Here is a 21069-nt window from a genome sequence, read left to right on the forward strand (position 1 = left end):
CGCTCCCTCCCCTGCTCCGTCACGCCCCCTGGAGTGCACCGTGGATGTCTTGATTCCGTCGAACGGCCCCGCTCCGGCACTCCAGGGCAGTCATGTGTCGACTCAATTGGGGGCCCTAACCTCTTCCTGACACCTGCCCCCGTGGCTGGGTTTACGCTTGCTCCGACAGGGCCGAAGAATTCCGGCCAATGAAGCAATTCCTTTCTTTCGCCCTGGCCCTGTGCGTGAGCGCCTGCGCCTGGGGCCCCGGCATGCAGATGGACGAGGATGCCTTCCGGGAGCGGTACGCCGGAAAGGCAGACGCGGGCGCGGACGACGCCTTCCAGGTCGTCACCATCGACGCGTCCCTGCTGCTCAAGCAGCAGGCGGCGCGCCAGCAGGTCCGCTCCGCGCCCCTGAGGGATCCGCTGGCGCAGGTGGCCGTGGACTATGACTACAAGGTGAGCGCCCATGACGTGCTGAGCGTCATCGTCTGGGACCACCCGGAGCTCACCATCCCCGCGGGCGAGTTCCGCTCCGCGGAGGCCACGGGCCACCCGGTGGCGGCGGACGGGACGATGTTCTACCCCCACGTGGGCGTCATCCCGGTCGCGGGCAAGACGCTGCGGGCCATCCGCGAGCTGCTCACGCAGCGGCTGGCCAGCGTCATCGAGCGGCCCCAATTGGACGTGCGCGTGGTGGGCTTCCGGGGACAGAAGGTCCAGGTGACGGGCGAGGTGGTGGCGCCCGGCACCCTGCCCATCACCGACGTGCCCCTGCGCGTGCAGGACGCCATCAGCCAGGCGCGGGGCTTCGGTCCGGAGGCGGACCTGCGCACCGTCACGCTCAACCGCGCGGGCACCACCTTCACCCTGGACCTGCAGGCCCTCTACGAACAGGGGGACGTGAGCCAGAACTGGCTGCTCGCGGACGGGGACATCGTCAACGTCGCGGACCGCAGCCGCAACAAGGTCTTCGTGCTGGGTGAGGTGCGCAAGCCTTCCTCGCGCCTGATGGTGAAGGGGCGGATGACGCTGGCGGAGGCCATCGGGGACAGCGAGGGGGTTGATCCGCTGACCTCCAACCCGGGTCGCATCTACGTCATCCGGGGCAACTTCGACCGGCCGTCCATCTACAAACTCGACGCGAGCTCCCCGGACGCGCTGCTGCTCGCGGCGCAGTTCCAATTACAACCACACGACGTCGTCTTCGTCTCCGCGCACGACTTGACGCGCTGGAACCGCATCATCCAGCAGATCCAGCCAACAGTGCAGCTGCTCTGGCAGGCAGTGGATATCGGAGACAGAACCATCATCATCGACAACCCATGACGCGCGCCCCCGACAACGAAGATGAGCTGGGTTTGGGTGGCTATCTGGCCATCCTGGTGGAGCGTCGGAAGACGATCGCCGCCACCCTCGCGCTGACGCTGGGCGTGGGCGCGCTGTACCTGCTCAGCGCGACGCCGGTGTATCGCGCCAACGCCGTGCTCCAGATAGAGCAGAAGGGCGGCAGCCTGGGCCAGCTGGACGAGCTGCTCTCGGACGCGCCCAGCGTCGCGGCCACGGAGATGGAGGTCCTCGGCTCCCGGGCGCTGCTGGGCCGGGTGGCGGATGCGCTGCGGCTGGGCGTCTCCGCGGAGCCCCGCTACTTCCCGGTGCTGGGCGCCGCGCTCGCGCGTGCCCATGAAGGCCCGGACCTGGCGCCCGTCCCCTGGTGGGGCCGGAGCACGTACGCCTGGGGCGGGGAGCGCCTCCAGGTGGAGCGGCTGAACGTGCCGGAGGCGCTGGAGGACCTTCCGCTCACGCTGGTGGCGCTGGAGTCCGGCGCGTACGTCCTCCAGGACCCGGACGCGGTGGAGCTGCTGCGGGGCGAGGCGGGCACCGCCGCCACGACGCCACCGGACGCGGCGCACGAGGTGGAGCTGCTCGTCTCCGAACTGCATGCCCGCCCGGGGACGCGCTTCCAGCTGATGCGGCGCTCGCGGATGACGGTGGTGGAGGATCTCCAGCGCGCGCTGCGCCTGGGCGAGAAGGGGGTCGGCACCGGCGTGCTCACCCTGACCCTGGAGGGACCGGATCCCAAGCTGGCCCTGACGACGCTCCAGGCCCTCGCGGACACGTACGTGCAGTCCAACGTCGAGCGCCGCAGCGACGAGGCCGGCCGGACGCTGAGCTTCCTCGACAGCCAGCTGCCCGGCCTGCGCCAGGGCCTGGAGCGCGCGGAGACGGCCCTGCGCGACTACCGCACGGGCAAGGGCGGCGTGGACCTGGGGCTGGAGGCCCAGGCCATCCTCAACCGGAGCGTGGAGCTGGAGAAGTCCATCTCCGAGCTCGCCCTGGAGCGCTCGGAGCTGCGCCAGCGCTTCACCCGGCACCACCCGCTGCTCGTCGCCACCGGCAGCAAGCTGGCCCGGCTGCGGACGGAGCGCGCGGAGCTCACCGCCCAGCTCAAGGGCATGCCCAACGCGGAGCTGGTGTCCGCGCAGCTCACGCGCGACGTGAAGGTCGCCAACGAGCTGTACCTCCAGCTGCACAACAAGGCGCAGGAGTACCGGGTGCTCAAGTCGAGCACCATCTCCAACGCGCGCATCATCGACGCGCCCGTGGTGACGCGCCGCCCGGTGCGCCCCACGAAGCCGGACGTGCTCGCGGTCTGCCTCGTGCTGGGGCTGGCGGTGGGCGTCGCGTTCGCCTTCACGAAGCAGGCGCTCCAGCCGGGCGTGTCCAACCCGGCCGCGCTGGAGGCGGCGCTCGCGAAGCCCGTCTACGCCAGCCTCCCGGTGGGGCCGGACCGCCCGTCGCGCGACAGCGGCAGGCCCGCCATCCTGGCGCGGACCCGGCCGCGCGACCGCACCACCGAGGGCCTGCGCGCCCTCAGGACCCGGCTCCAGCTCACGCTGAAGGACACCCCCCACAACGTCGTCGTCCTCACGGGGACCGCCCCGGGCGCGGGCACGTCCTTCGTGGCCCTCAACCTGGCGTGGGTGCTGGCGGAGTCCGGCCGGCGCGTGCTGCTGGTGGACGCGAACCTGCGCGGAGGCTGGCTCCACCGCTGCTTCCGGGACGCGCGCGCGCCGGGCCTGGCGGAGGTGCTGCGCGGCACCGCCCCGCTGGAGAAGGCGCTGCAGCCCGACGTGGCCCCCCACCTGTCCTTCCTGGCCTCGGGCGAGCTGCCGCCGGACCCCGCGGAGCTGCTGGCCAGCGACCGGTTCACCGCGCTCGTGGCGTACCTGGCCGCCCGCTACGAGTTCGTCCTCTTCGACACGCCCTCCATCCTCGCGGTGACGGACGCGGCGCTCGTGGGCCGGCACGCGGGCGTGAGCCTGGCCGTGGTGCGCTCCGGCGCGCACCCGATGCGGGAGGTGGCCGCGGCGCTGCACCAGTTGGAGGGCAACGGCGTGCCGGTGAAGGGCGTCGTCCTCAACGGCGTGCCGCGCTCCCGCTCCGGCCGCGCGGTGAGCGGCATCTACCAGTACGACGCCCCCTCCCCGAGCTGAGCGCCCACCGTGAGCTGGCTGCGATGCACAGGCCTGGGCTTCATCGCGGCGCTCTACGTGCTCGCGGGCCGCTGGGGCTTCCACCGGCTGGCGGAGGCCGTGCCGGAGGTCAACCCGTTCCTGGAGCTGCGGCTGTGGGTCGTCATGGGCGGGCTGGTGCTCGCCTCCGTGGGGCTGATGCTGCGCGCCATGCGCGAGCCGCGGCCCGGCGAGGCGCGCTTCGACCCGCCGCTCGCCGCGGCGCTGGTGGGCTTCTTCGGCTACCTGTGCGCGAGCGCCCTCTGGGCCCCCGCGCCGGACTTCGCCCTGCGCAAGGTCTACGACTTGGGCCTGCTGCTGGTGATGAGCGTGGGCTTCGGGCTCGCCGCGCTCCGGCAGCCCGCGCCCCGGGTGCTGGATGCCTTCTGGGGCATCGTCGTGCTGGCCACGGGGCTGCTCGCGCTCACCGGCGTCCGCCAGCTGCTGGGCGGGGGCGGGGGCGCGCGGCTGGCGGTGATGGGCGGAGGCCCCAACATCTTCGCGCGGCTCATGGGGCTGCTGGCGCTGGGCGCGCTCTACTTCTGGTACTGGCGGGGCCAGGCGTGGCTGTGGATTCCCCTGGCGGCCACCGGCGTCATCCTCGCGCTGCTCACGGGCTCGCGCGGGGGCACCGTCGCCATCCTCGCGGGCGTCACCACCTGCCTCGTGGTGGGGCGCGTGCCCGTGCGCCGGCTGTTGATGCTGACGCTGCTCGCCACGGTGGCCGTCACGGCCGTGACGCTCTTCTCCCCGCTGGGCAAGGCGCTGACCCGCTCCGTGGAGGAGCGCTTCCTGCGCCTGACGCTGAACTACGAGCAGGGCGCGGGCGGCGCGTCCAGCAGCAACGGCCAGGTGTACCTGTCCGGGCGCGAGATCCTCTACGCCTCCGCCCTCCAGTTGGGCCGGGACCACCCGGTGACGGGGGCGGGGCTCGCCGCGTTCCCCGGGCTGGGCCTGGGCGTGTACCCGCACAACCTCTTCCTGGAGGTGTTCTGCGAGGGCGGCGCCGTGGGGCTGCTGTTCTTCGCGGGCGTGCTCGGCGCCTTCCTGCGCACGGCGCTGACGCGGCGGCGCGGCCTGGACGGCGCCACCGTGGGCGCGGCGGTGCTGGTGCTGCTGGGCAGCCAGTCCAGCGGCGACCTCTACGACAGCCGCGCCCTCTTCCTCTTGATGGTGATGGCCTCCTGCACCGCGGTCGCGGGACGCGGGGCCGCCGTCACCGCACCCCTTCCCCTTCAAGCCATGCCAGGAGCCACCCGATGAAGATCGTCTACCTGCACCAGTACTTCAACACGCCCACCATGCACGGGGGCACGCGCTCCTACGAGCTCGCGCGCCGGCTGGTCGGCATGGGCCACGAGGTCCACATGGTGACCTCCGACACCCGGCCGCAGGCGCCCTCGCGCGGCTGGCGCGAGTCGCAGGAGAGCGGCATCCAGGTGCACTGGCTGCCGGTGCCCTACAGCAACTCCATGAGCTACCCGGACCGCATCCGCGCCTTCAGCCACTTCGCGGTCAACTCCACGCGCCGCGCGGCGCAGCTGTCCGGCGACGTCTTCTTCGCCACCAGCACGCCGCTGACCATCGCCGTGCCGGGCATCTTCGCCTCGCGCTGGAACAGCCGGCCCATGGTGTTCGAGGTGCGCGACCTGTGGCCCGCCATCCCCATCGCGGTGGGCGCGCTCAAGAACCGCTCCGCCATCCTGGCCGCGCAGATGCTGGAGAAGGCCGCGTACGCGGGGGCGGCGCACATCGTCGCGCTGTCGCCGGGCATGAAGGCCGGCGTGGAGGCGGCGGGCGTGTCGCCGGAGAAGATCACCATCATCCCCAACCTCTGCGACCCGGAGCGCTTCCAGGTGCCGCCGTCCGAGGGGCAGGCGTTCCGCCAGAAGTACGCGTGGCTGGGGGACCGGCCCATGGTGCTGTACGCGGGCACGCTGGGGCTGGTGAACGGCGTGGGCTACCTGGTGCGGCTGGCGAAGGAGATGCTGACGCGGGACCCGGAGGTGCGCTTCGTCGTCATGGGCCAGGGCCGCGAGGAGGCGGACCTGCACGCGCTGGCGGAGAAGCTGGGCGTGAAGGACCACAACCTCTTCTTCCTGCCCAGCGTGCCCAAGGCGCAGGTGCCCGCCGTCCTCAGCGCGGCCACCATCGCCACGTCCCTCTTCACCGACGTGAACGGCATGCAGGACAACTCCGCCAACAAGTTCTTCGACGCGCTCGCCGCGGGCCGGCCGCTGGCGCTCAACTACGGCGGCTGGCAGGCGGAGCTGCTGGACCAGGAGCCCTTCGGCCTGCGCCTGCCGCCCCGGGACCTCCCCGTGGCGGCGGACCTGCTGGCGAAGAAGCTGCGCGACCCGAAGTGGCTCGCGGAGGCCGGCGCGCTCGCCGGACGCCTGGGCCGGGAGCGCTACTCCGCGGACATCGCGGCCCAGCGCCTGGCGGAAGTGCTGCAGCGTGCGGCGGCGGCGGCGCGCTCGTGAAGCCACGCTCGGTGGGGGGCAACTTCGCCTGGTCGCTCTCCGCCGGGCTCATCTACGCCGCGGCGCAGTGGGGCGTGCTCGTGGCCTTCGCCCGGCTGGGCACGATGGAGGAGCTGGGCGACTTCGCGCTGGCGCTGGCCATCACCGCGCCGGTGCTGCTGATGGCCCGCATGCAGATGCGCACGCTCCAGGCCACCGACGCCCGGGGCGCCTTCGGCTTCGAGCACTACCTGGGCCTGATGGTCCTCAACGTGGTCGCGGGCGTGGCGGTGTGCTGCGCCATCGCGGGGGCGGTGGCGTCCTCGCCCCGCGCGATGGCGGTCATCGCCCTGGTGGCGCTGGCCAAGGGCTTCGAGGCGCTGAGCGAGGTCTTCTACGGCGCGCTCCAGCGGGCGGAGCGGCTGGCGCTCATCGCCCGCTCCACCATCGCGAAGAGCGTGCTGTCGGTGGTGCTGGTGGCGCTGACGCTCTGGCTCACGCGCAGCCCCGTCGCCGCGGCGGCCGCGCTGGCGCTCTCCTGGGCCATCGTGCTCCTGCTCTTCGACGCGCACGCGTTCCGGCGCGAGTTCCGCGACGCCCACCCCTGGCGGCCCCTGTGGCGCACGCCGTGGCGCGAGCAGGGCCCGCGGGTGAAGGCCCTCTTCCTGCTGTGCTACGTGCTGGGCGTCACCTCGCTGCTGGGGGCGCTGCGGCCCAACCTGCCCCGCTACCTGCTGGAGGCGCACGCCGGCCAGGCGGAGCTGGGCATGTTCGCCGCGCTCGCGTACTTCACGGCGCTGGGGGGCCGGGTGGTGCAGTCGCTGGCGCAGGCCGTGAGCCCCCGGCTGGGGCGCTACCACGCCGAGGGGGATTCGCGCCGCTTTGGCCGGATGCTGGCGGGCTTCACGGGGGCCGCGGCGCTGGTGGGGCTGTGCGCCATCGCGGGCGCGGCGCTCCTGGGGCGCTGGGCGCTGACGCTCTTCTACGGGGCCGCGTACGCGCAGAACCTGGAGCTGTTCGTCTGGCTGATGGGGGCCGCGGCGCTGGAGTACCTGTGCGTGAGCCTCCAGGTGGGGCTCACCGCGGCGCGGGAGCTGAAGGGCCAGGTGGTGCTGCTCATCGCGTCGGTGGTGGTGGTGGCGCTGGGCAGCGCCTGGTGGGTGCCCAGGGTGGGGCCGGTGGGGGCCGCGTGGGCGCTGGGGCTCGGGTGGCTCACGGAGCTGTGCGGCAGCGTCTGGCTGGTGGTGCGGGCCTGGCGACACCTGCGTCGCCCCGCGGTCGCGCCAGCGCTGGAGGTCGCGGCGCGGGCGCCCGTGGATGCTCGGGAGCGGACAGCCGGTTGAGGCCGGGGGGTCGTGGTGGGCTTCGGAGGCGGCCCCTACGCTGTGCCGAGCTTCGAGCACGCGGCGTCATCGGAGTGGAGCATCAGGCCTGACGCCGCGCCCGGGAGCGCGACACATGCGAAGACAGACAGGGGCCGGACGGCTCCTCAAGCGGTGCATCGACGTCGTGGCCGCGGGGCTGGGCCTGGTCTGCCTGTCACCGGTGATGGCCGCCACGGCGCTGTTCGTCCGCGTGACGATGGGCCGCCCCGTCCTCTTCCGCCAGCAGCGACCGGGCCTGGAGGGGAGGCTGTTCACGGTCCTCAAGTTCCGCTCCATGCTGGACGCGATGGACGCGCAGGGGCAGGTGCTCCCGGACGAGCAGCGCCTCACGTGGGCCGGGCGGCTGCTGCGCTCCACCAGCCTGGATGAGCTGCCCCAGCTGTGGAACGTGCTCCGGGGGGACATGAGCCTCGTCGGGCCCCGCCCGCTGCTCGTCGAGTACCTGCCGCGCTACTCCGCCGAACAGGCGCGGCGCCACGACGTGCTGCCCGGCATCACCGGCTGGGCGCAGATCAACGGCCGCAACGCCCTGCACTGGGACGAGCGCTTCCGGATGGACGTCTGGTACGTGGACCACTGGAGCCTGGCGCTGGACTTCAAGGTGCTGGCGCTGACGGTGCTGCGCGTCCTGCAGCGCCAGGGCATCTCCTTCGTGAGCGACGCGACGATGCACAAGTTCGCCGGCAACGCCGCGGAGCAGGAGCAGCGGCCGGAGCCCAACGTCATGGCGCTCCGGCAGGGCGGGGAGGCCCCCTTCAGCTCCCCGTCCGGAGAACCGGGTTCCGGGCCACGGCGCGCACCACCTCCACCACCCGCTCGAGCTCCGGGGCGGTGAGGTTGGAGCCGGAGGGCAGGCACAGCCCCCGCTGGAACAGGTCCTCCGCCACGCTTCCGCGCCGCCGGTCGAAGGAGGCGAACACGGGCTGCAGGTGCATGGGCTTCCACACCGGCCGCGCCTCGATGTTCTCCTTTTCGAGCGCCAGGCGCAGCGTCTCCCGGTCCGCGCCGAACGCCTCCGGGTCCACGGTGACGGTCGTCAGCCAGCGCGTGTGCCGGCCCCACGGGGCCTCCGGCATGAACGTGATGCCGGGCAGGTCCGCGAAGGCCTTCGCGTAGAAGGCGTGGTTGGCGCGGCGCGCGAGGACCCGGTCCTCCAGCACCAGCAGCTGCCCCCGGCCAATGGCGGCCAGCACGTTGCTCAGCCGGTAGTTGTAGCCAATCTCCGAGTGCTGGTAGTGCGGCGCGGCGTCGCGCGCCTGCGTCGCCAGCTTGAGCGCGTGCTGGATGAGCTGCCCGTCGGATGACACCAGCATCCCGCCCCCGGAGGTGGTGAGGATTTTATTGCCGTTGAAGGAGTAGATGCCCACCCGGCCGAACGTGCCCGGGGCCCGGCCCTTGTAGGAGCTGCCCAGGGCCTCCGCCGCGTCCTCCACCACGGGGACGCCGTAGCGGTCGCAGGCGTCCAGCAGCGGGTCCAGGTCCGCGCTCTGGCCATACAGGTGGACCACGACGACGGCCCGCGGCAGCCGGCCCGCGCGGGCGCGCAGGGCCAGCTCCTCCTCCAGCAAGGCCGGGTCCATGTTCCAGGAGTCCCGCTCGCTGTCGATGAAGACGGGGGACGCGCCCAGGTAGCGGATGGGGTTCACGGAGGCGGAGAAGGTGAGCGTGCTCACGAGCACGTCATCACCGGGCCCCACGCCCACCAGTTGGAGCGCCAGGTGCAGCGCGGCCGTGCCGGAGCTCAGCGCGAGCGCGTGCGGGCTGCCGACGCACCGGGCGAACTCCTCCTGGAAGGCGTCCACATGCGGGCCCAGCGGGGCGATCCAGTTGCTGGCGAACGCGTCGTCGACGTAGCGACGCTCCAGCGTGCCCATGTGGGGCGAGGACAGGTAGATGCGGGAGGACATGCGCGGCTCCGGTTCCCACCGGGGCCTGTCCCCGGCGTTTCCCTGAAGCGTTCGCACACTCCCTCCCCCCGCGCGCTCGGGCGGGGGGAGGGGGTGTTTGTCCGCATTGCGGAACTTCCGCGAGGCACTACCCGCCGAGCAGCTTCACGTTCAGCGCGGCGTTGCCGTAGTACTGGGTGTTGTTGCCCACGGTGTGGGTCTCCAGGCGTCGCTGGAGGGCGGCGTCATAGCGGCCCAGCTTCATCAGACCGTCGTTGAACCAGCCCGTGCCGCGGCCCGACCCGTCCACGTAGTTGGAGTAGCTGCCAGCCGAGGGCCAGATGACCTTGTTGAGCGTCACGACGAACTTCTGGATGTCCGTGGCCGTCCACTCCATGCCCGCGTCGCGGGCTTCCACGATGTAGGCCATCACGCCGTTGCCGTGGGCCACGTCCTGGCCCGGGCGGGCGCGGGAGCCCCAGTTCGCGGCCCAGAAGTAGGCCGAGGGGTTCACCATGCTGGTCATCAGCTGCCCGCGCAGTGAAGAGGTGTTGTTCGGCATGTCGCGGTTGATGTTGTTGAAGACCTTCAGATAGGCGGCCTTCTTCGTGGCGTCCGTGGTCATGCGCGACAGGTCCATCGCGATGAAGGCCCAGTGCGACGCCATGTGCGTGTTGACGCGATAGACGTAGCTGTTCGCGCCGCGCTTGTTCCACTTCTCGAACATGTTCCGTTCGGAGAACGCCAGGAGCCGGTCGTACTGCGAGCGATAGTTCGCGTTGTTGTACAGGGCGGGCGTCTCACGGATGACGCGCAGCATGCTCGTCACGTACCGCCAGCAATAGCTCTCGAACAGGGGCACCTCCTGGCCCACGGTGTCGGAGCGCGCGGAGGCCCAGCCCATGTAGCTGTCCCGGAAGTTGCTGCGGGGCAGCGACGAGGAGACCCTGGCGTTGTTGACCACGTTGTTGACGTAGAGCAGGGCGCGGTCCAGGTACTGCGTCTTGCCCGTGGCCCGGTACATCGCGGTGTTCCCGTCGATGCCGTAGGCCAGGTTGTAGAACTGCCAGCTGTCGAGCGACTTGCTCATGGGCAGGAAGCTGGAGGTGTGCTCGGAGTTCCAGCGCTTCAGGAACAGCGTCTCCCAGGCCGCGACGGTGCGCAGGCCGGCGACCGCCGCCTGCGAGGTGGTGCCAAGGCCCTCCTGGCCGGAGGCAAGCGCGTCCGGGGCCGGAGCGGTGGGCGCCATCGCGTCCGCCTCCGGGGAGGGGTCCGCCAGCGCATCCGCATCCGGGAAGGAGGGAGCAAGCGCGTCCGCCTCCGGGAAAGAGGGAGCAGGCGTCTGTGTTTCAGGGTTGACGGCTTCGGGGGTGCCTTGCGCGTTTTCTCCGCTGGTGTCGACCGAGGCTGCTTCTTCGGAGGGATTCTCCGGGTTGGGGCCGCAGGCACCCCCGACCAGGAGGGCGACCGACAGCAGGGACGACAGGGCAAGACCAGACGTGTAGCGACGACGAGATTCCGACATCAGTGGGGTCCCGTGGGGCAGGCCCGGAGTACGGCCCGGTGCGCTACCCTGTTGTGAGAACGCCGGAGTGCGTTCGCAGCCGCCAAAGGGTTGAGAGGCGCACAGAATTCCTTTGTGATTATACAAACAAAGAGGATGCCTGTCCGTTTGTCTTTGGTGCCAGGCGACATGGGCCTGGCTGCCTGAGCCGGTGGTCAACACAAACGGAGCGGGGTGGAATGATGAGAAGGGTGCAAGCGAGCGCCATGCTGGTGCCCGACGCGGGAGCCTCGGCGCTGTCGGAGGAGTACTTCTGCTCCGCGCACCACCTCCGGGCCGAAGGGGTGACCCACACGCTGGTCATCCGGGGCCACGCGGGGGGAGCGCTATCCCTGCCACTCATCGTGCGGCCCATTGAAGGCACGCCCTACCGCGACGCCATCTCCCCGTACGGGTTTCCCGGGGGCGCGATGGAGGGCTTGAGCGGGGTGTCCAAGCACGACGTGGACTGGCGGGGCACGGAGCTGGTCAGCATCTTCGTGCGCGACCGCGTCCAGGGCCCGCGCTGCTTCGCGGAGCCCACCGCGCGCAACGAGGTGTTCTTCGTCGACCCGGGGCTGCCGCTGGTCCTGCGGGAGATGCACCGCCGCCACCAGCGGCGCAACGTCAGGCAGGGCTTCGTGAGCACCGTGTGCGTCGCCCGTGAGGCGTCCCGCGAGGAGCGGCAGGGCTTCCTGGACGTGTACCGGCAGACCATGGTCCGCGACCGCGCCCGAGCCCGGTACTTCTTCTCCGACGGCTACTTCGAGGAGCTGTTCACCGCCCCGGGCGCCTGGCTCGCGACGACGCGCGCCCCGGACGGGCAGGTCGCCTCCAGCGCGCTCGTCGTCCGCAGTGACGGCCTCCTGCACTACTACCTGGGAGGGACCGCGGACGCGCACCTGACGCAGTCGCCGGCGAAGAACGTCTTCGGTGCGATGATTGAGCTGTGCACGCGCCTGGGGCTCCCCCTGCACCTGGGGGGCGGGCTCCAGCCGGGCGACGGCCTGGAGGACTTCAAGCGGGGCTTCGCGAACGCGAGCACGCGCCTCCACACGCATGAGATCGTCTGCGAGCCAGGGGTGTACTCCAGCCTGTCGGAGGGCCTGCCCGCCGGGACCTTCTTTCCGGCCTACCGCGCGCCCCGGAGCTAGCGGCGCGGACACGGGCGGCGGGAACGTCCAGGGCCCCGGCGCCCCGCGCTCCGGCGGCGGAGAGCGCGGGCACCGGGGCCCCGGGTGCCACTTGGGAAGGTCGGGTGCGCCCCGTCCGGCTCAGGCGCCCATGGGCACGGAGCTGACGCGCGCCCCCATCACCTGCGGCGGGAGGACGACGGCCTTCGGGAGGACGACCTCCACGGGGGCGCTCCCCGGCATCTTCGACGGGGTGTACGAGGGGATGAGGTCCTGCAGGGCCAGCTTCACGCCGTGGACGTCCCCCACCCGGGACGCCCGGTCCAGCCGCAGCAGTTGCAGCTCGAAGTCCGGGGGAGGCGCCGGGCTGCGCGCCACCTTGACGCGGTCACGGACCTGCTGCGTGAGCTCCTCCTCGTCGCTCAGCAGCGTCTCCTCCAGCTTCTCGCCCGGGCGCAGCCCCGTGTAGACGATGGGGATGTCCTTGTCCGGCACCAGGCCCGCCATGGTGATCATGTTCGCCGCCAGCTCGGCGATCCTCACGGGCTCGCCCATGTCCAGGATGCACAGCTCGCCGTAGCCGCCCAGCCCCGCCAGCACCACGAGGCCCACGGCCTCCGGGATGATCATGAAGTAGCGGGTGCAATCCGGGTGCGTCACGGTGATGGGCCCGCCGGCCTGGATCTGCTGCTTGAACAGGGGCACCACGCTGCCCGCGGAGCCCAGCACGTTGCCGAAGCGGACGGCGCAGAAGACGGTGCGCGACTTCGCGGCGATGTTGCGGATGACCATCTCCGCCAGCCGCTTGGACGCGCCCATCACCGACGAGGGCATGACGGCCTTGTCCGTGGAGATGAGGACGAAGCGCTCCGCGCCGCAGGCGTCCGCCATGCGCGCGACGTTCTGCGTGCCGAAGACGTTGTTCTTGATGGCCTCCTCGGGCGAGTCCTCCATCAGCGGCACGTGCTTGTGCGCGGCCGCGTGGAACACGTACTGCGGCCGGTACTGCTGGCCGATGCGCATCATCCGGTCCTGGTCCCGGATGTCCGCGACGATGGAGCTCACCGGCAGCCCCGGGTAGCGCGACTGGAGCTGGCGCACGAGCAGGTAGAGCTCGTTCTCGTTGATGTCCACCACCACCAGCGAGGCGGGGGAGTGGCCCGCCACCTGGCGCGTGATTTCACTGCCGATGGAGCCCGCGCCGCCGGTGACGAGGATGCGGCGGCCGGTGACCAGCCGGTGGACCTCCTCGCGGTCGAACGAGACGGCGTCGCGGGGCAGCAGGTGCTCCGGGCTGAGGTCGTGCAGCATCGCGGCGGTGATCTTCTCGTCCAGGTAGGCGAACGAGGCGGGGATGATCTTGAAGCTGACGCTCTGGTGCCGGCACAGGCTCAGCAGGTGCCGGGTGCGCTCCGGCGACAGCCGCGGGATGGCGATGAGCACCTGCGTCACCCGGTGACGCTTCATCAGCTCCGGGAGCGCGTCCAGGACGCCGAGCACCGGCTTGCCATTGAGGAACGTGCCCTGCTTGCCGGGGTCGTCGTCCACCAGACCAATGACGTGCCAGGGGCTGGAGGGGCCGCGCATCAGGTCGCGCAGCAGCAGGTCCCCCGCGCTGCCCGCGCCCACGATGAGGGTGCGCTGGGCGCCGTCGTCCCGCGCGCGGCGCTGCTCCAGGTACCACTGCCGCGCCATCCGGGGCGCGAAGCGGTGGATGCCCAGCAGCGTGGTGGTGGCGAAGAACTCGAGCGCGACCACCTGGCCTGGCAGCGAGTCCACGAAGAACACCAGGCGGAGGAATTCGAACACGATGCTGGCGGCGACGTTGGCCATCACCAGCCGGAGCGCCTCGTTGATGCCGGAGCGGCGGAAGGACCAGCGGTGCAGGCCCAGCCAGACGAGCGCGACCCCGCGCACCACCAGCAGCAGGGCCAGCGCGCGCGGCAGGGCGGCCCGGGCGTCCGGCGGCAGCACGCCGTCGAAGCGCAGCAGCGCCGCGAAGTAGAGCGCGCCGGTGATGAGCACCGCGTCCACCAGGAGCATCCTGAGCGAGCAGAGCCAGGGCGAACTGCGTGTCACGCCCTCGACGGGCAGCGTGGATCCAGCGGCGGAACTCAACCCTTCGACCTTCGCGGAACTCTTCATGTGGCCTCCCCCTTTGGGCCTGGCGCGGGGATGAATCCGCTTCCCCCCCGAAGTCCGTAGGGAAGCGCGCACCAGTTCAGAAACGTGAGGAAGAGTTGGCTGCTAGCCCCCCATTCCCAAGCCGTCCCGAAGTGCATTCGACCCACTGCACGAGGCGCGTGGAGCACGGTGAGCACCCCTCCCCTCCCGTGGGCCGGCTTCGCACCCCCTCCGGAGCCGTCCCGCTCGCGCGATCCACCGTCATAAGTTTTCTGGTTAAACTAATTTCTGCGTTTTTCCTGAAAAACCTGCCGAGCGCGCCTGGCTGGCTGCCCTCGCCGTCTGGAGGTCGAGTGTCCTGGTGGAGACCCTCCACCGGACCGGACGGGGGCCTGGGCATGCGCCAAAGCCGTGACATGCCCCGGCCGTGACTTGCCCATGTCAGGGTGTCCCGCCACGCTCCGGCCCATGACGACCGAGTTCATCCTCCTGCGCCACGGCGAGACGGAGTGGAACGCCCTGGGGCGCTTGCAGGGGCACCTGAACAGCTCGCTGAGCCGTGAAGGGCTGCGGCAGGCGGACGTGCTCTCCGCGCGCCTCGCCACCCTCTCCTTCCAGGCGCTCTACAGCAGCGACCTGGACCGGGCGGTGCAGACGGCGGCCCGCATCGCGACCCGGACGGGCCATGACGTCCGTCAGGATCCGCGCCTGCGCGAGCGCGGGCTGGGCATCCTCGAGGGGCTGACACGCGCGGAGGCCCGCGAGCGCCACCCGGAGGTCTTCGCCACGTACGCGGCCGGCGGACCCGACGACGTGATTCCCCAGGGAGAGAGCAGCGCCGGGCGCCTCCGCCTGGCGCGCCAGTGCCTGGAAGAACTCGGGGCCCGCCACCCGGACGCCCGCGTGGTGGTGGTCACCCACGGAGGCGTGCTCAGCAGCCTCCTGCGCGACTGCCTGGGCATCCCTCCAGCCACGCCGCGCGCCTTCTCCGTGCTCAACGCGAGCTGGAACCAGTTCGACCTGCAGGCCGGCGCGCTCCGGCTGGTGACCTGGGGGGACGTGAACCACCTGCGGGGGCTCAGCCTCGATGACACCTGAGGCCGGAGCGGCGCGGATTTAACTCGGCTTAATGCCACCCGCTCCACGACCTGGGCGACAACTCCCTCAGCGGAAACATCAGGGGGACGCACATGTCGGGATCCATCCAGGGCCACAAGCCCTTCAGCCTCTTCATCCAGAAGCCGAACGCCGGCAGGCCGCAGGGGGCGGCCAGCGCTCCGGCGGCGGCACCGGCGGCACCGGCGGCACCGGCCCCGCGGCCCCAGGGCGCCAGCCTCTTCAGCGATGGCTTCACGGCCGCGACGCCCCGGAGCGCCCAGCGCAACCCCGTGCTGGACCCCTTCAGCCCGCCCGCCTTCCTCCAGGCCCCGGCGGCGCCCGCCCCCAAGGGCCCGCCCTCCGTGAGCGTGGGCGGGGAGGCCTCCGTCACCGTCACCCCCGGCGGCGTGTCGGTGGAGGGCAGCGCCCAGGTGGAGTTGGAGCGCGACGTCGGGGCCTTCTCGGTGAAGGTCGGGGCGTACACGGAGGTCGAGTCCAGCCAGGGCACCGACGGCGACATGACCACCTTCAGCGTGGAGGCGGAGGTCAGCCTCAAGGCGGAGGCCAGCGTGGAGACGCCGCTGCTGGACGCCACCGTTACGGGCGCCGCGGGCGCTCGCGGCTCCTACCAGGTGTCGCTGCCCACCGCGGCCGCCGCGGGCATCACCACGCCGGAGCAGGCCGCCGCGCAGTTGAGCCCCTTCGCGCCGGAGAGCCTGCCGGTGGGGACCACCATCGAGATGCACGGCGAGGCCTTCATGGAGACCGGCATGTCGGTGACGTTCAAGAAGATCGCCAACGCCATCGACCTGTCGGTGGAGGAGAGCGTCGAGCGCGCCAAGGGCATGTCCATCGCCATCAACAAGGTGGACGAGAGCACGGTGCGGGTGACCATTGGCCCCACGGAGGCGGTGTCGCGCACCAACGGGCTGGGCATCAGCGTGGCGGGCGTGGAGGTCAGCCTCTCCACCACGGGCTCGGTGGACCAGCAGACCGCGCGGCAGGTGGAGTTCGACATCTCCACCCCCGAAGGCCAGGCGGCCTATGACCGCTTCATGGCCACCGGCGAGCTGCCCGGCAACGACGCCGCGAAGGGCACCACCAACGCCGCGACCGTGCGGTACGTCAACGGGGAGGTGTCCACGGAGCTCACGGTGGGCGTCTCGCTGGGGAAGAACACCCCGGTGAGCGACGCGTACACGTACACGGACTACGACGACGGCCGGAAGGAGTTCACCTGGTCCGGGCAGATTGGCCCGGTGACGCTGGACATCGCGGGCACCGTGGGCGACCCGTCCAGCCAGACCTACGAGGCCACCCTGTCCGGCGTGGACCCGGCCAGCGTGGAGGGGATGCGGCAGAACTTCGCGGGCATGACGGGCACCGGCGAGACGCTGACGATGACCTGGACGAACGCGGAGGCCGAACAGGTCCAGCAGATCGCCCGGGACTGGGTCGCGGCCCACGACGAGGTGAGCGGCTTTCCGCCCTACAGCCTCGACAAGGTGGCGCCGGAGTGGGTGGTGGACATCGCCAACGCGGCGACGCCCGAGGAGGCCATCTCCCTGCTGATGTCCCCCACGGCGAACTACGACACCACCACGGTGGCCAACCGGGTGAGTTACATGACGAACTTCCTGCGCGACGTCGACGGCGGCCCCATGCCGGGCACGGCCAGCGCGAAGTAGCGACAGGCTGCCGGCCGGGGCCGTTCTGACCCTACAATGGCGGGCGCCATGCGCACGCCAACCACCCCCGGGCTCGGTCCACCCGCCGTCTTCGTGGGCCGCGCCCAGGAGGTGCGCCGACTGGGGGAGATGCTCCGGCGCGTGCATGCCGGGGTCGTCTACGGCCTGCCGGGGGCGGGCAAGTCCGCGCTGGTGGCGGCCGTGGCCGCGCGCCACCGGGGCCCCGTCGTGCACCGGCGCGTCCTGCCCGGGGACACGCTGGACACGGTGGTGGACGACGTGCGCCGCCTGCTGCGCGAAGCGCCGGTGGCCCAGGCCCTGTCGGACGCGTCCCGCCTGGAGGACCTGGCACGGGAGCTGGATGCGCACCGCGCGATGTGCGTGCTGGACGACCTGCACGTGCTGGGGCCCCTGGAGCGCGTGGTGCTGGTGGAGGACCTGGGGGGCAGGCTGCGCAAGGGGGCGCTGCTGGCCACCTCGCGCGAGTCCGTGCCCCGGCACGCCAGCAGCCCGGACCGCGTCGAGCTGCGGCTGGATGGCCTGCCGGAAGAAGCAGCGCGCCTGCTGTGGCGTCAACTGGGCTCGCTGTACGGGAATCGGGACGGCTTCGAAGAGGCATGGAGCCGCTCGCGGGGGCTGCCCTTCCTGCTGCGCCGTGCCCATGCGGGCGACACGGGCGGGGAGGAGCCGGTGCGCGCGGCGCTCGCGGCGCTGCCCGCGGACGAGCGGCGGCTGGCGGCGGTGCTGGCCCTGAGCGAGATGCCGCTCGACGCGGGCGCGCTCGCGGCCGTGCTGCCCGGGAGCGCCGCGGAGGAGTCGCTGCGACGGCTGGGCGCGCGGCTGCTGGTGGAGACGGACGCGCGGGGCCGGCACGGCGTCCACGACCTGGTGCGCGAAGCGCTCGTGTCACTGCTCACCCCGGAGGAAGCGAACGCCGCCCACGCGTCCCTGCTGGAGGTGCTGGAGCGCGAGCCCCTGCCCGCGGTGGTGCGGGTGCGCGCCGTCTGCCGCCACCTCCAGGCTTTGGGCCGTCATGAAGCGCGCGCGGCCTTCATCGTCGCCCAGGGCGAAGCGCTGGTGCGCCACGGCGCCGCGGACGAGCTGCTGTCCCTGCTGGACTCGCTGCCAGAGGCGCTGCGCACGCCGGAGGTGCGGCTCGCGCACGCCCGCGCGCGGGTGCGGCTGCTCGACCTGCGCCGGGCCTACCCGGAGCTCCTGGCGCTGCGGGCGTCGCTGGAGGCGCTGGACGGCGCGCCGGGGAGCGAGGCCCTGCGCGAAGGCGTGGGCACGGTGCTGGTGCGGGTGGCCCTCTTCTCACTGGAGCCGGAGGCGTGCGAGCGGACGCTGGAGGCGATGCCGGTGCCAGGCAGCGCGGAGGTGTTCCTCCAGCAGCTCCTGGCGCTGACGGCGCTGCGCTTCTTCCAGGGGCGCCTGGACGAAGCCCTGGCGATGCTGGACGGCGCGGCGGCGGCGTCCGGCGGCGCGGAGTCCGGAGGGGACCGGCGCGTGCTGGGGTGGTGTGCCTATGCCCGCGCGCTGATGCTGTGGATTGAAGGCCGCGACAGCGAGCTGGCGGAGCCGCTGGCCCAGTGCGTGTCGCTGCTGGAGGACGCGCCGCTCGACTCGCGAGGCCCGCTGGTGGCCGCCATGTCCGCGGGCATCCTGAGCCGGCTGGGCCGCTTCACCGAAGCGGAGGCCGCGCTCGCCAGCGCCCGGGAGCGGCTGGGGCAGCTGGGAGCGCCCCGGCTCGCGCTGGAGCTGGACTGCATCGCCGCGTGGGTCCGGGGCGAGCTGGGGCAGCGCCGGGCCGCGCTCGCGGCGCTGTGGGAGACGGAGGTCCGGGCGGAGCGCGCGGGCTACCTCTTCGTGCGGCTGCTCTGCCGGGTGGGCGCTGGCCGGATGTTGCTGGAGCTGGGCCGGCGCGCGGAGGGCCAGGCGCTGCTGGACGCGGTGGAGGCGGAGGTGCGGACGCGCGGCGTGCTGGGGCTGCTGCGGGCCGTGCAGGTGGCGCGCACCCTGGACGTGCCGGGGCCCCAGGAGCCCCCCGTCACCGTGGAGCCGCGCGAGGTGCGCCCGGGCATCGCGGCCCGCCAGCGCGCCCTCGCGGCGTGGGGCGCGGCGCGGCAGGGGGACTTCGTGAGGGCCACGGGCCTGCTCGCGGCGCTGGAGCCGATGGCGACGGGGGCGGACTTCGCGCTGGAGCGTGCGCTGGGACACCTGGCCCGGGCGGCGCTCCACCGGCACGCGGGCCGGGCGAAGGAGGCGGAGGCGGCGCTGGAGCAGGCCGCGCGCACGGCGGCGGAGGGCGAGGTGGACCCCGAGCTGATTCCGGAGCTCTCCCGCGTCCTCACGGCCACGCCCGCGACGGACGCCGGGCCCCCGGTCGGCGCGGCGGACGCGGTGGTGCTGGACGCGAAGCGCCACGAGCTGCGGGCGCTGGGGCGTGTCGTGTCCCTGGAGCGGCGGGCCCTGCCGCGCAGGCTGCTGTACGCGCTGGCCCGGCAGCCGGGGCGCACGCTGTCGAAGGAGGACTGCGTGCGCGCCATGTGGAACGCGGACTACGACCCGCGACTGCACGACAACTCGCTGCGCGTGCACGTCAGCCACGTGCGCGAGATGCTGGAGGGCACCGGCACGCGGGTGGTGTTCGAAGACCCCGGCTACCGGCTGGAGGTGGCCGGGGGCTTCACCTTCGTCGCGGAGTAGCGCGCCCCGAAGCTCAGGGCGCGCAGTAGCGGATGGCCTGGAGTTCGTGCGCTTCCGGATCCGGCGTGGAGGTCATCACGAAGGCCCCCATCCAGTTCTCCGGGAGTTCCTCCAGGAGGACCCACTGCGCGAACCGGTGCAGCGGCAGCGGTCCGGGGCTGGGCGTCCAATTCGTGGGAGCACCGCCGGGCGACTGGCTCCAGAAGTGGCCACGCCAGTCGAACAGGTCATCACCGCCCGAAGGCGGCTGCCTGTAGACGGAGAGCCAGGCCACCTGGAGCCCGCGAGACGTCATCGCGGCGTTGAACCAGGCGGCCTCCTTGGAGGTGGTCCTGGCCAGGAGCTCCGGAGCACCTCCCGCGAAGGGGTTCTTCACCACCGACAGCGTGGCGTGCACCCCGTCCAGCTCGCGCACCACCACGGCCACGGACGCGTCAGGCCCCCCCGCCGCCGCGCCCAGGTCCACGAGCGCGGTCTGGGTTTCGGATCCCGGATAGAAGGAGCGCTCCGCCCCCAAGGGCTGCAGGTCGCTGTCGAAGCGCTGGAGCCGGAGCTGTCCCCCCTCCAGGGGGCCCACCTCCTCGATGACCATCGCCAGGAAGCCACCATCGCGAAGGGCCAGCACGTCCATGCGGCCCAGCCAGGACTCCTCCGACAGCTGGGCGCGCATCAGGACCCGGGGTCCGGACACCGTCTGTCCATCCAGGTCGGTGACCTTGCCAATCAGCTCACGGGCCGACCTCGACAGGGTGGCGGTGTCCAGCCAGGCCGCGAAGACCCGCGAGCCATCCGCCGACAGGGCCACCCGGCTCTGAACCTGCGCCACGGGGTGGTCGAAGAGGACCGTGCCCCCCTTCGGCCCGGGCCCGGGATGCCCCTGCGCGTCGAGCGGGAGGAGGAAGCCCCGGGTGTTGTCCGGCAGCCCGTCCGACGAGGCGTAGTACAGCGCGGGCCCACGTGAGGTGGCCAGCAACTGGCTGTACATCGTGCGGAAGGACTCGTGCGTGACCACGGCCACGGGCACCTCCGTGGTTTCGAGCGGCGTCAGGGCGTCATCCAGCCGCATGATCCGGGCCACCCCGGCCGAGCTGAACGCCGCCACCAACACCCCGTCCGCCACGCGGAGGCTGCTCACATTGGCCCGGGTGCTGGCTTCCGTCAGCGACGCGACCTTCGCCCACCGGGCGGGTGGATCCGTCACCCCGTCGCAGTCGTTGTCCATGCCGTCACAGCGCGTCTCCTGCGCCTCGTATGCCGCGCCATACGACAGCGCCGTGCACACCGGCTCGTAGACGCCATCCACCTGGGCGCGCCGGGCTCCCGCGCAGACGCCCAGCGTGCGCTCACACGGCAACGCTTCAGCGGTCTGTCCGCCATCCGGGCTGCCCGCGTCACCCGAAGTCCCCGCGTCGACCAGGGGGCCCGCGTCCTGCGGGGAGTTGGAGGACCCGCATCCCCCGAGCATCAAGCCGCCCACCAACGACACCACCGCCCACGTTCTTCGCATCGCCATCATCCCCTCACCTGCTGACGCTCCCGGCCACGCCA

General features: G+C 72.1%; 14 protein-coding genes. 10 read left to right on the forward strand and 4 right to left on the reverse strand.

The genetic code is table 11. The annotated features are described in order from the left end of the window. The first annotated feature begins 188 nt into the window (after window positions 1-188). From OV207_RS27965 to OV207_RS27990, 6 genes are all read left to right on the forward strand, one after another. Complete coding sequence (locus OV207_RS27965; RefSeq protein ID WP_193428935.1) at window positions 189-1310, forward strand: polysaccharide export protein; 1122 nt, start codon at window positions 189-191, stop codon at window positions 1308-1310. Next, window positions 1307-3478 carry a polysaccharide biosynthesis tyrosine autokinase gene (locus tag OV207_RS27970; protein WP_267558109.1) on the forward strand — a complete coding sequence of 724 codons (2172 nt, stop codon included), beginning with the start codon at window positions 1307-1309 and terminating at the stop codon, window positions 3476-3478. Before OV207_RS27965 ends, OV207_RS27970 begins: the two co-directional genes overlap by 4 nt. A 9-nt stretch (window positions 3479-3487) precedes the next feature. After that, window positions 3488-4759 carry an O-antigen ligase family protein gene (locus OV207_RS27975; protein WP_193428937.1) on the forward strand — a complete coding sequence of 424 codons (1272 nt, stop codon included), beginning with the start codon at window positions 3488-3490 and terminating at the stop codon, window positions 4757-4759. After that, complete coding sequence (locus OV207_RS27980) at window positions 4756-5979, forward strand: glycosyltransferase family 4 protein (protein ID WP_267558110.1); 1224 nt, start codon at window positions 4756-4758, stop codon at window positions 5977-5979. Before OV207_RS27975 ends, OV207_RS27980 begins: the two co-directional genes overlap by 4 nt. After that, window positions 5976-7301: a lipopolysaccharide biosynthesis protein gene (locus OV207_RS27985; RefSeq protein ID WP_267558111.1), complete on the forward strand. Its 1326-nt coding sequence runs from the start codon at window positions 5976-5978 to the stop codon at window positions 7299-7301. Before OV207_RS27980 ends, OV207_RS27985 begins: the two co-directional genes overlap by 4 nt. A gap of 115 nt (window positions 7302-7416) precedes the next feature. Then, complete coding sequence (locus tag OV207_RS27990; RefSeq protein WP_324291572.1) at window positions 7417-8178, forward strand: sugar transferase; 762 nt, start codon at window positions 7417-7419, stop codon at window positions 8176-8178. On the opposite strand, the gene OV207_RS27995 is transcribed toward OV207_RS27990, so the two are convergent. Continuing rightward, on the reverse strand, window positions 8099-9250 hold the full coding sequence (locus OV207_RS27995; protein WP_193428941.1) for a DegT/DnrJ/EryC1/StrS family aminotransferase: 1152 nt from the start codon (window positions 9248-9250) through the stop codon (window positions 8099-8101). The two genes, OV207_RS27990 and OV207_RS27995, sit on opposite strands and share 80 nt — an antisense overlap. 127 nt (window positions 9251-9377) lie before the next feature. Further along, window positions 9378-10754 (reverse strand): hypothetical protein, encoded by a 1377-nt coding sequence (locus OV207_RS28000; protein WP_267558112.1) that lies wholly within the window; start codon window positions 10752-10754, stop codon window positions 9378-9380. 221 nt (window positions 10755-10975) lie between these two features. Between OV207_RS28000 and OV207_RS28005 the strand changes: the two genes are divergently transcribed. Next, complete coding sequence (locus OV207_RS28005) at window positions 10976-11926, forward strand: GNAT family N-acetyltransferase (RefSeq protein ID WP_267558155.1); 951 nt, start codon at window positions 10976-10978, stop codon at window positions 11924-11926. A gap of 120 nt (window positions 11927-12046) precedes the next feature. Here the strand turns inward: OV207_RS28005 and OV207_RS28010 are convergent, their stop codons facing one another. After that, window positions 12047-14050: a polysaccharide biosynthesis protein gene (locus OV207_RS28010; RefSeq protein WP_267558113.1), complete on the reverse strand. Its 2004-nt coding sequence runs from the start codon at window positions 14048-14050 to the stop codon at window positions 12047-12049. Window positions 14051-14497: 447 nt separating this feature from the next. Here OV207_RS28010 and OV207_RS28015 point away from each other — a divergent pair, with 447 nt between their 5' ends. From OV207_RS28015 to OV207_RS28025, 3 genes are all read left to right on the forward strand, one after another. After that, window positions 14498-15127 (forward strand): histidine phosphatase family protein, encoded by a 630-nt coding sequence (locus tag OV207_RS28015; RefSeq protein WP_267558114.1) that lies wholly within the window; start codon window positions 14498-14500, stop codon window positions 15125-15127. 92 nt (window positions 15128-15219) lie between these two features. Next, on the forward strand, window positions 15220-16815 hold the full coding sequence (locus OV207_RS28020) for a hypothetical protein (protein WP_267558116.1): 1596 nt from the start codon (window positions 15220-15222) through the stop codon (window positions 16813-16815). Between the two features lie 48 nt (window positions 16816-16863). Next, window positions 16864-19521: a winged helix-turn-helix domain-containing protein gene (locus OV207_RS28025; RefSeq protein ID WP_267558117.1), complete on the forward strand. Its 2658-nt coding sequence runs from the start codon at window positions 16864-16866 to the stop codon at window positions 19519-19521. 13 nt (window positions 19522-19534) lie between these two features. On the opposite strand, the gene OV207_RS28030 is transcribed toward OV207_RS28025, so the two are convergent. Beyond that, window positions 19535-21028, reverse strand: a complete 1494-nt coding sequence (locus OV207_RS28030) for a hypothetical protein (protein WP_267558118.1) — start codon at window positions 21026-21028, stop codon at window positions 19535-19537. Window positions 21029-21069 lie beyond the last annotated feature (41 nt).

It is taken from the genome of Corallococcus sp. BB11-1, from assembly GCF_026626625.1.
In the GTDB taxonomy this organism is placed as follows: Bacteria; Myxococcota; Myxococcia; order Myxococcales; family Myxococcaceae; genus Corallococcus; species Corallococcus soli.

Coding starts and splice junctions, on each gene's coding strand:
- OV207_RS27965 (WP_193428935.1), top strand. CDS start 189: ATGAAGCAATTCCTTTCTTTCGCCCTGGCCCTGTGCGTGAGCGCCTGC.
- OV207_RS27970 (WP_267558109.1), top strand. CDS start 1,307: ATGACGCGCGCCCCCGACAACGAAGATGAGCTGGGTTTGGGTGGCTAT.
- OV207_RS27980 (WP_267558110.1), top strand. CDS start 4,756: ATGAAGATCGTCTACCTGCACCAGTACTTCAACACGCCCACCATGCAC.
- OV207_RS27990 (WP_324291572.1), top strand. CDS start 7,417: ATGCGAAGACAGACAGGGGCCGGACGGCTCCTCAAGCGGTGCATCGAC.
- OV207_RS27995 (WP_193428941.1), bottom strand. CDS start 9,250: ATGTCCTCCCGCATCTACCTGTCCTCGCCCCACATGGGCACGCTGGAG.
- OV207_RS28000 (WP_267558112.1), bottom strand. CDS start 10,754: ATGTCGGAATCTCGTCGTCGCTACACGTCTGGTCTTGCCCTGTCGTCC.
- OV207_RS28005 (WP_267558155.1), top strand. CDS start 10,976: ATGAGAAGGGTGCAAGCGAGCGCCATGCTGGTGCCCGACGCGGGAGCC.
- OV207_RS28010 (WP_267558113.1), bottom strand. CDS start 14,050: ATGAAGAGTTCCGCGAAGGTCGAAGGGTTGAGTTCCGCCGCTGGATCC.
- OV207_RS28015 (WP_267558114.1), top strand. CDS start 14,498: ATGACGACCGAGTTCATCCTCCTGCGCCACGGCGAGACGGAGTGGAAC.
- OV207_RS28020 (WP_267558116.1), top strand. CDS start 15,220: ATGTCGGGATCCATCCAGGGCCACAAGCCCTTCAGCCTCTTCATCCAG.
- OV207_RS28025 (WP_267558117.1), top strand. CDS start 16,864: ATGCGCACGCCAACCACCCCCGGGCTCGGTCCACCCGCCGTCTTCGTG.
- OV207_RS28030 (WP_267558118.1), bottom strand. CDS start 21,028: ATGCGAAGAACGTGGGCGGTGGTGTCGTTGGTGGGCGGCTTGATGCTC.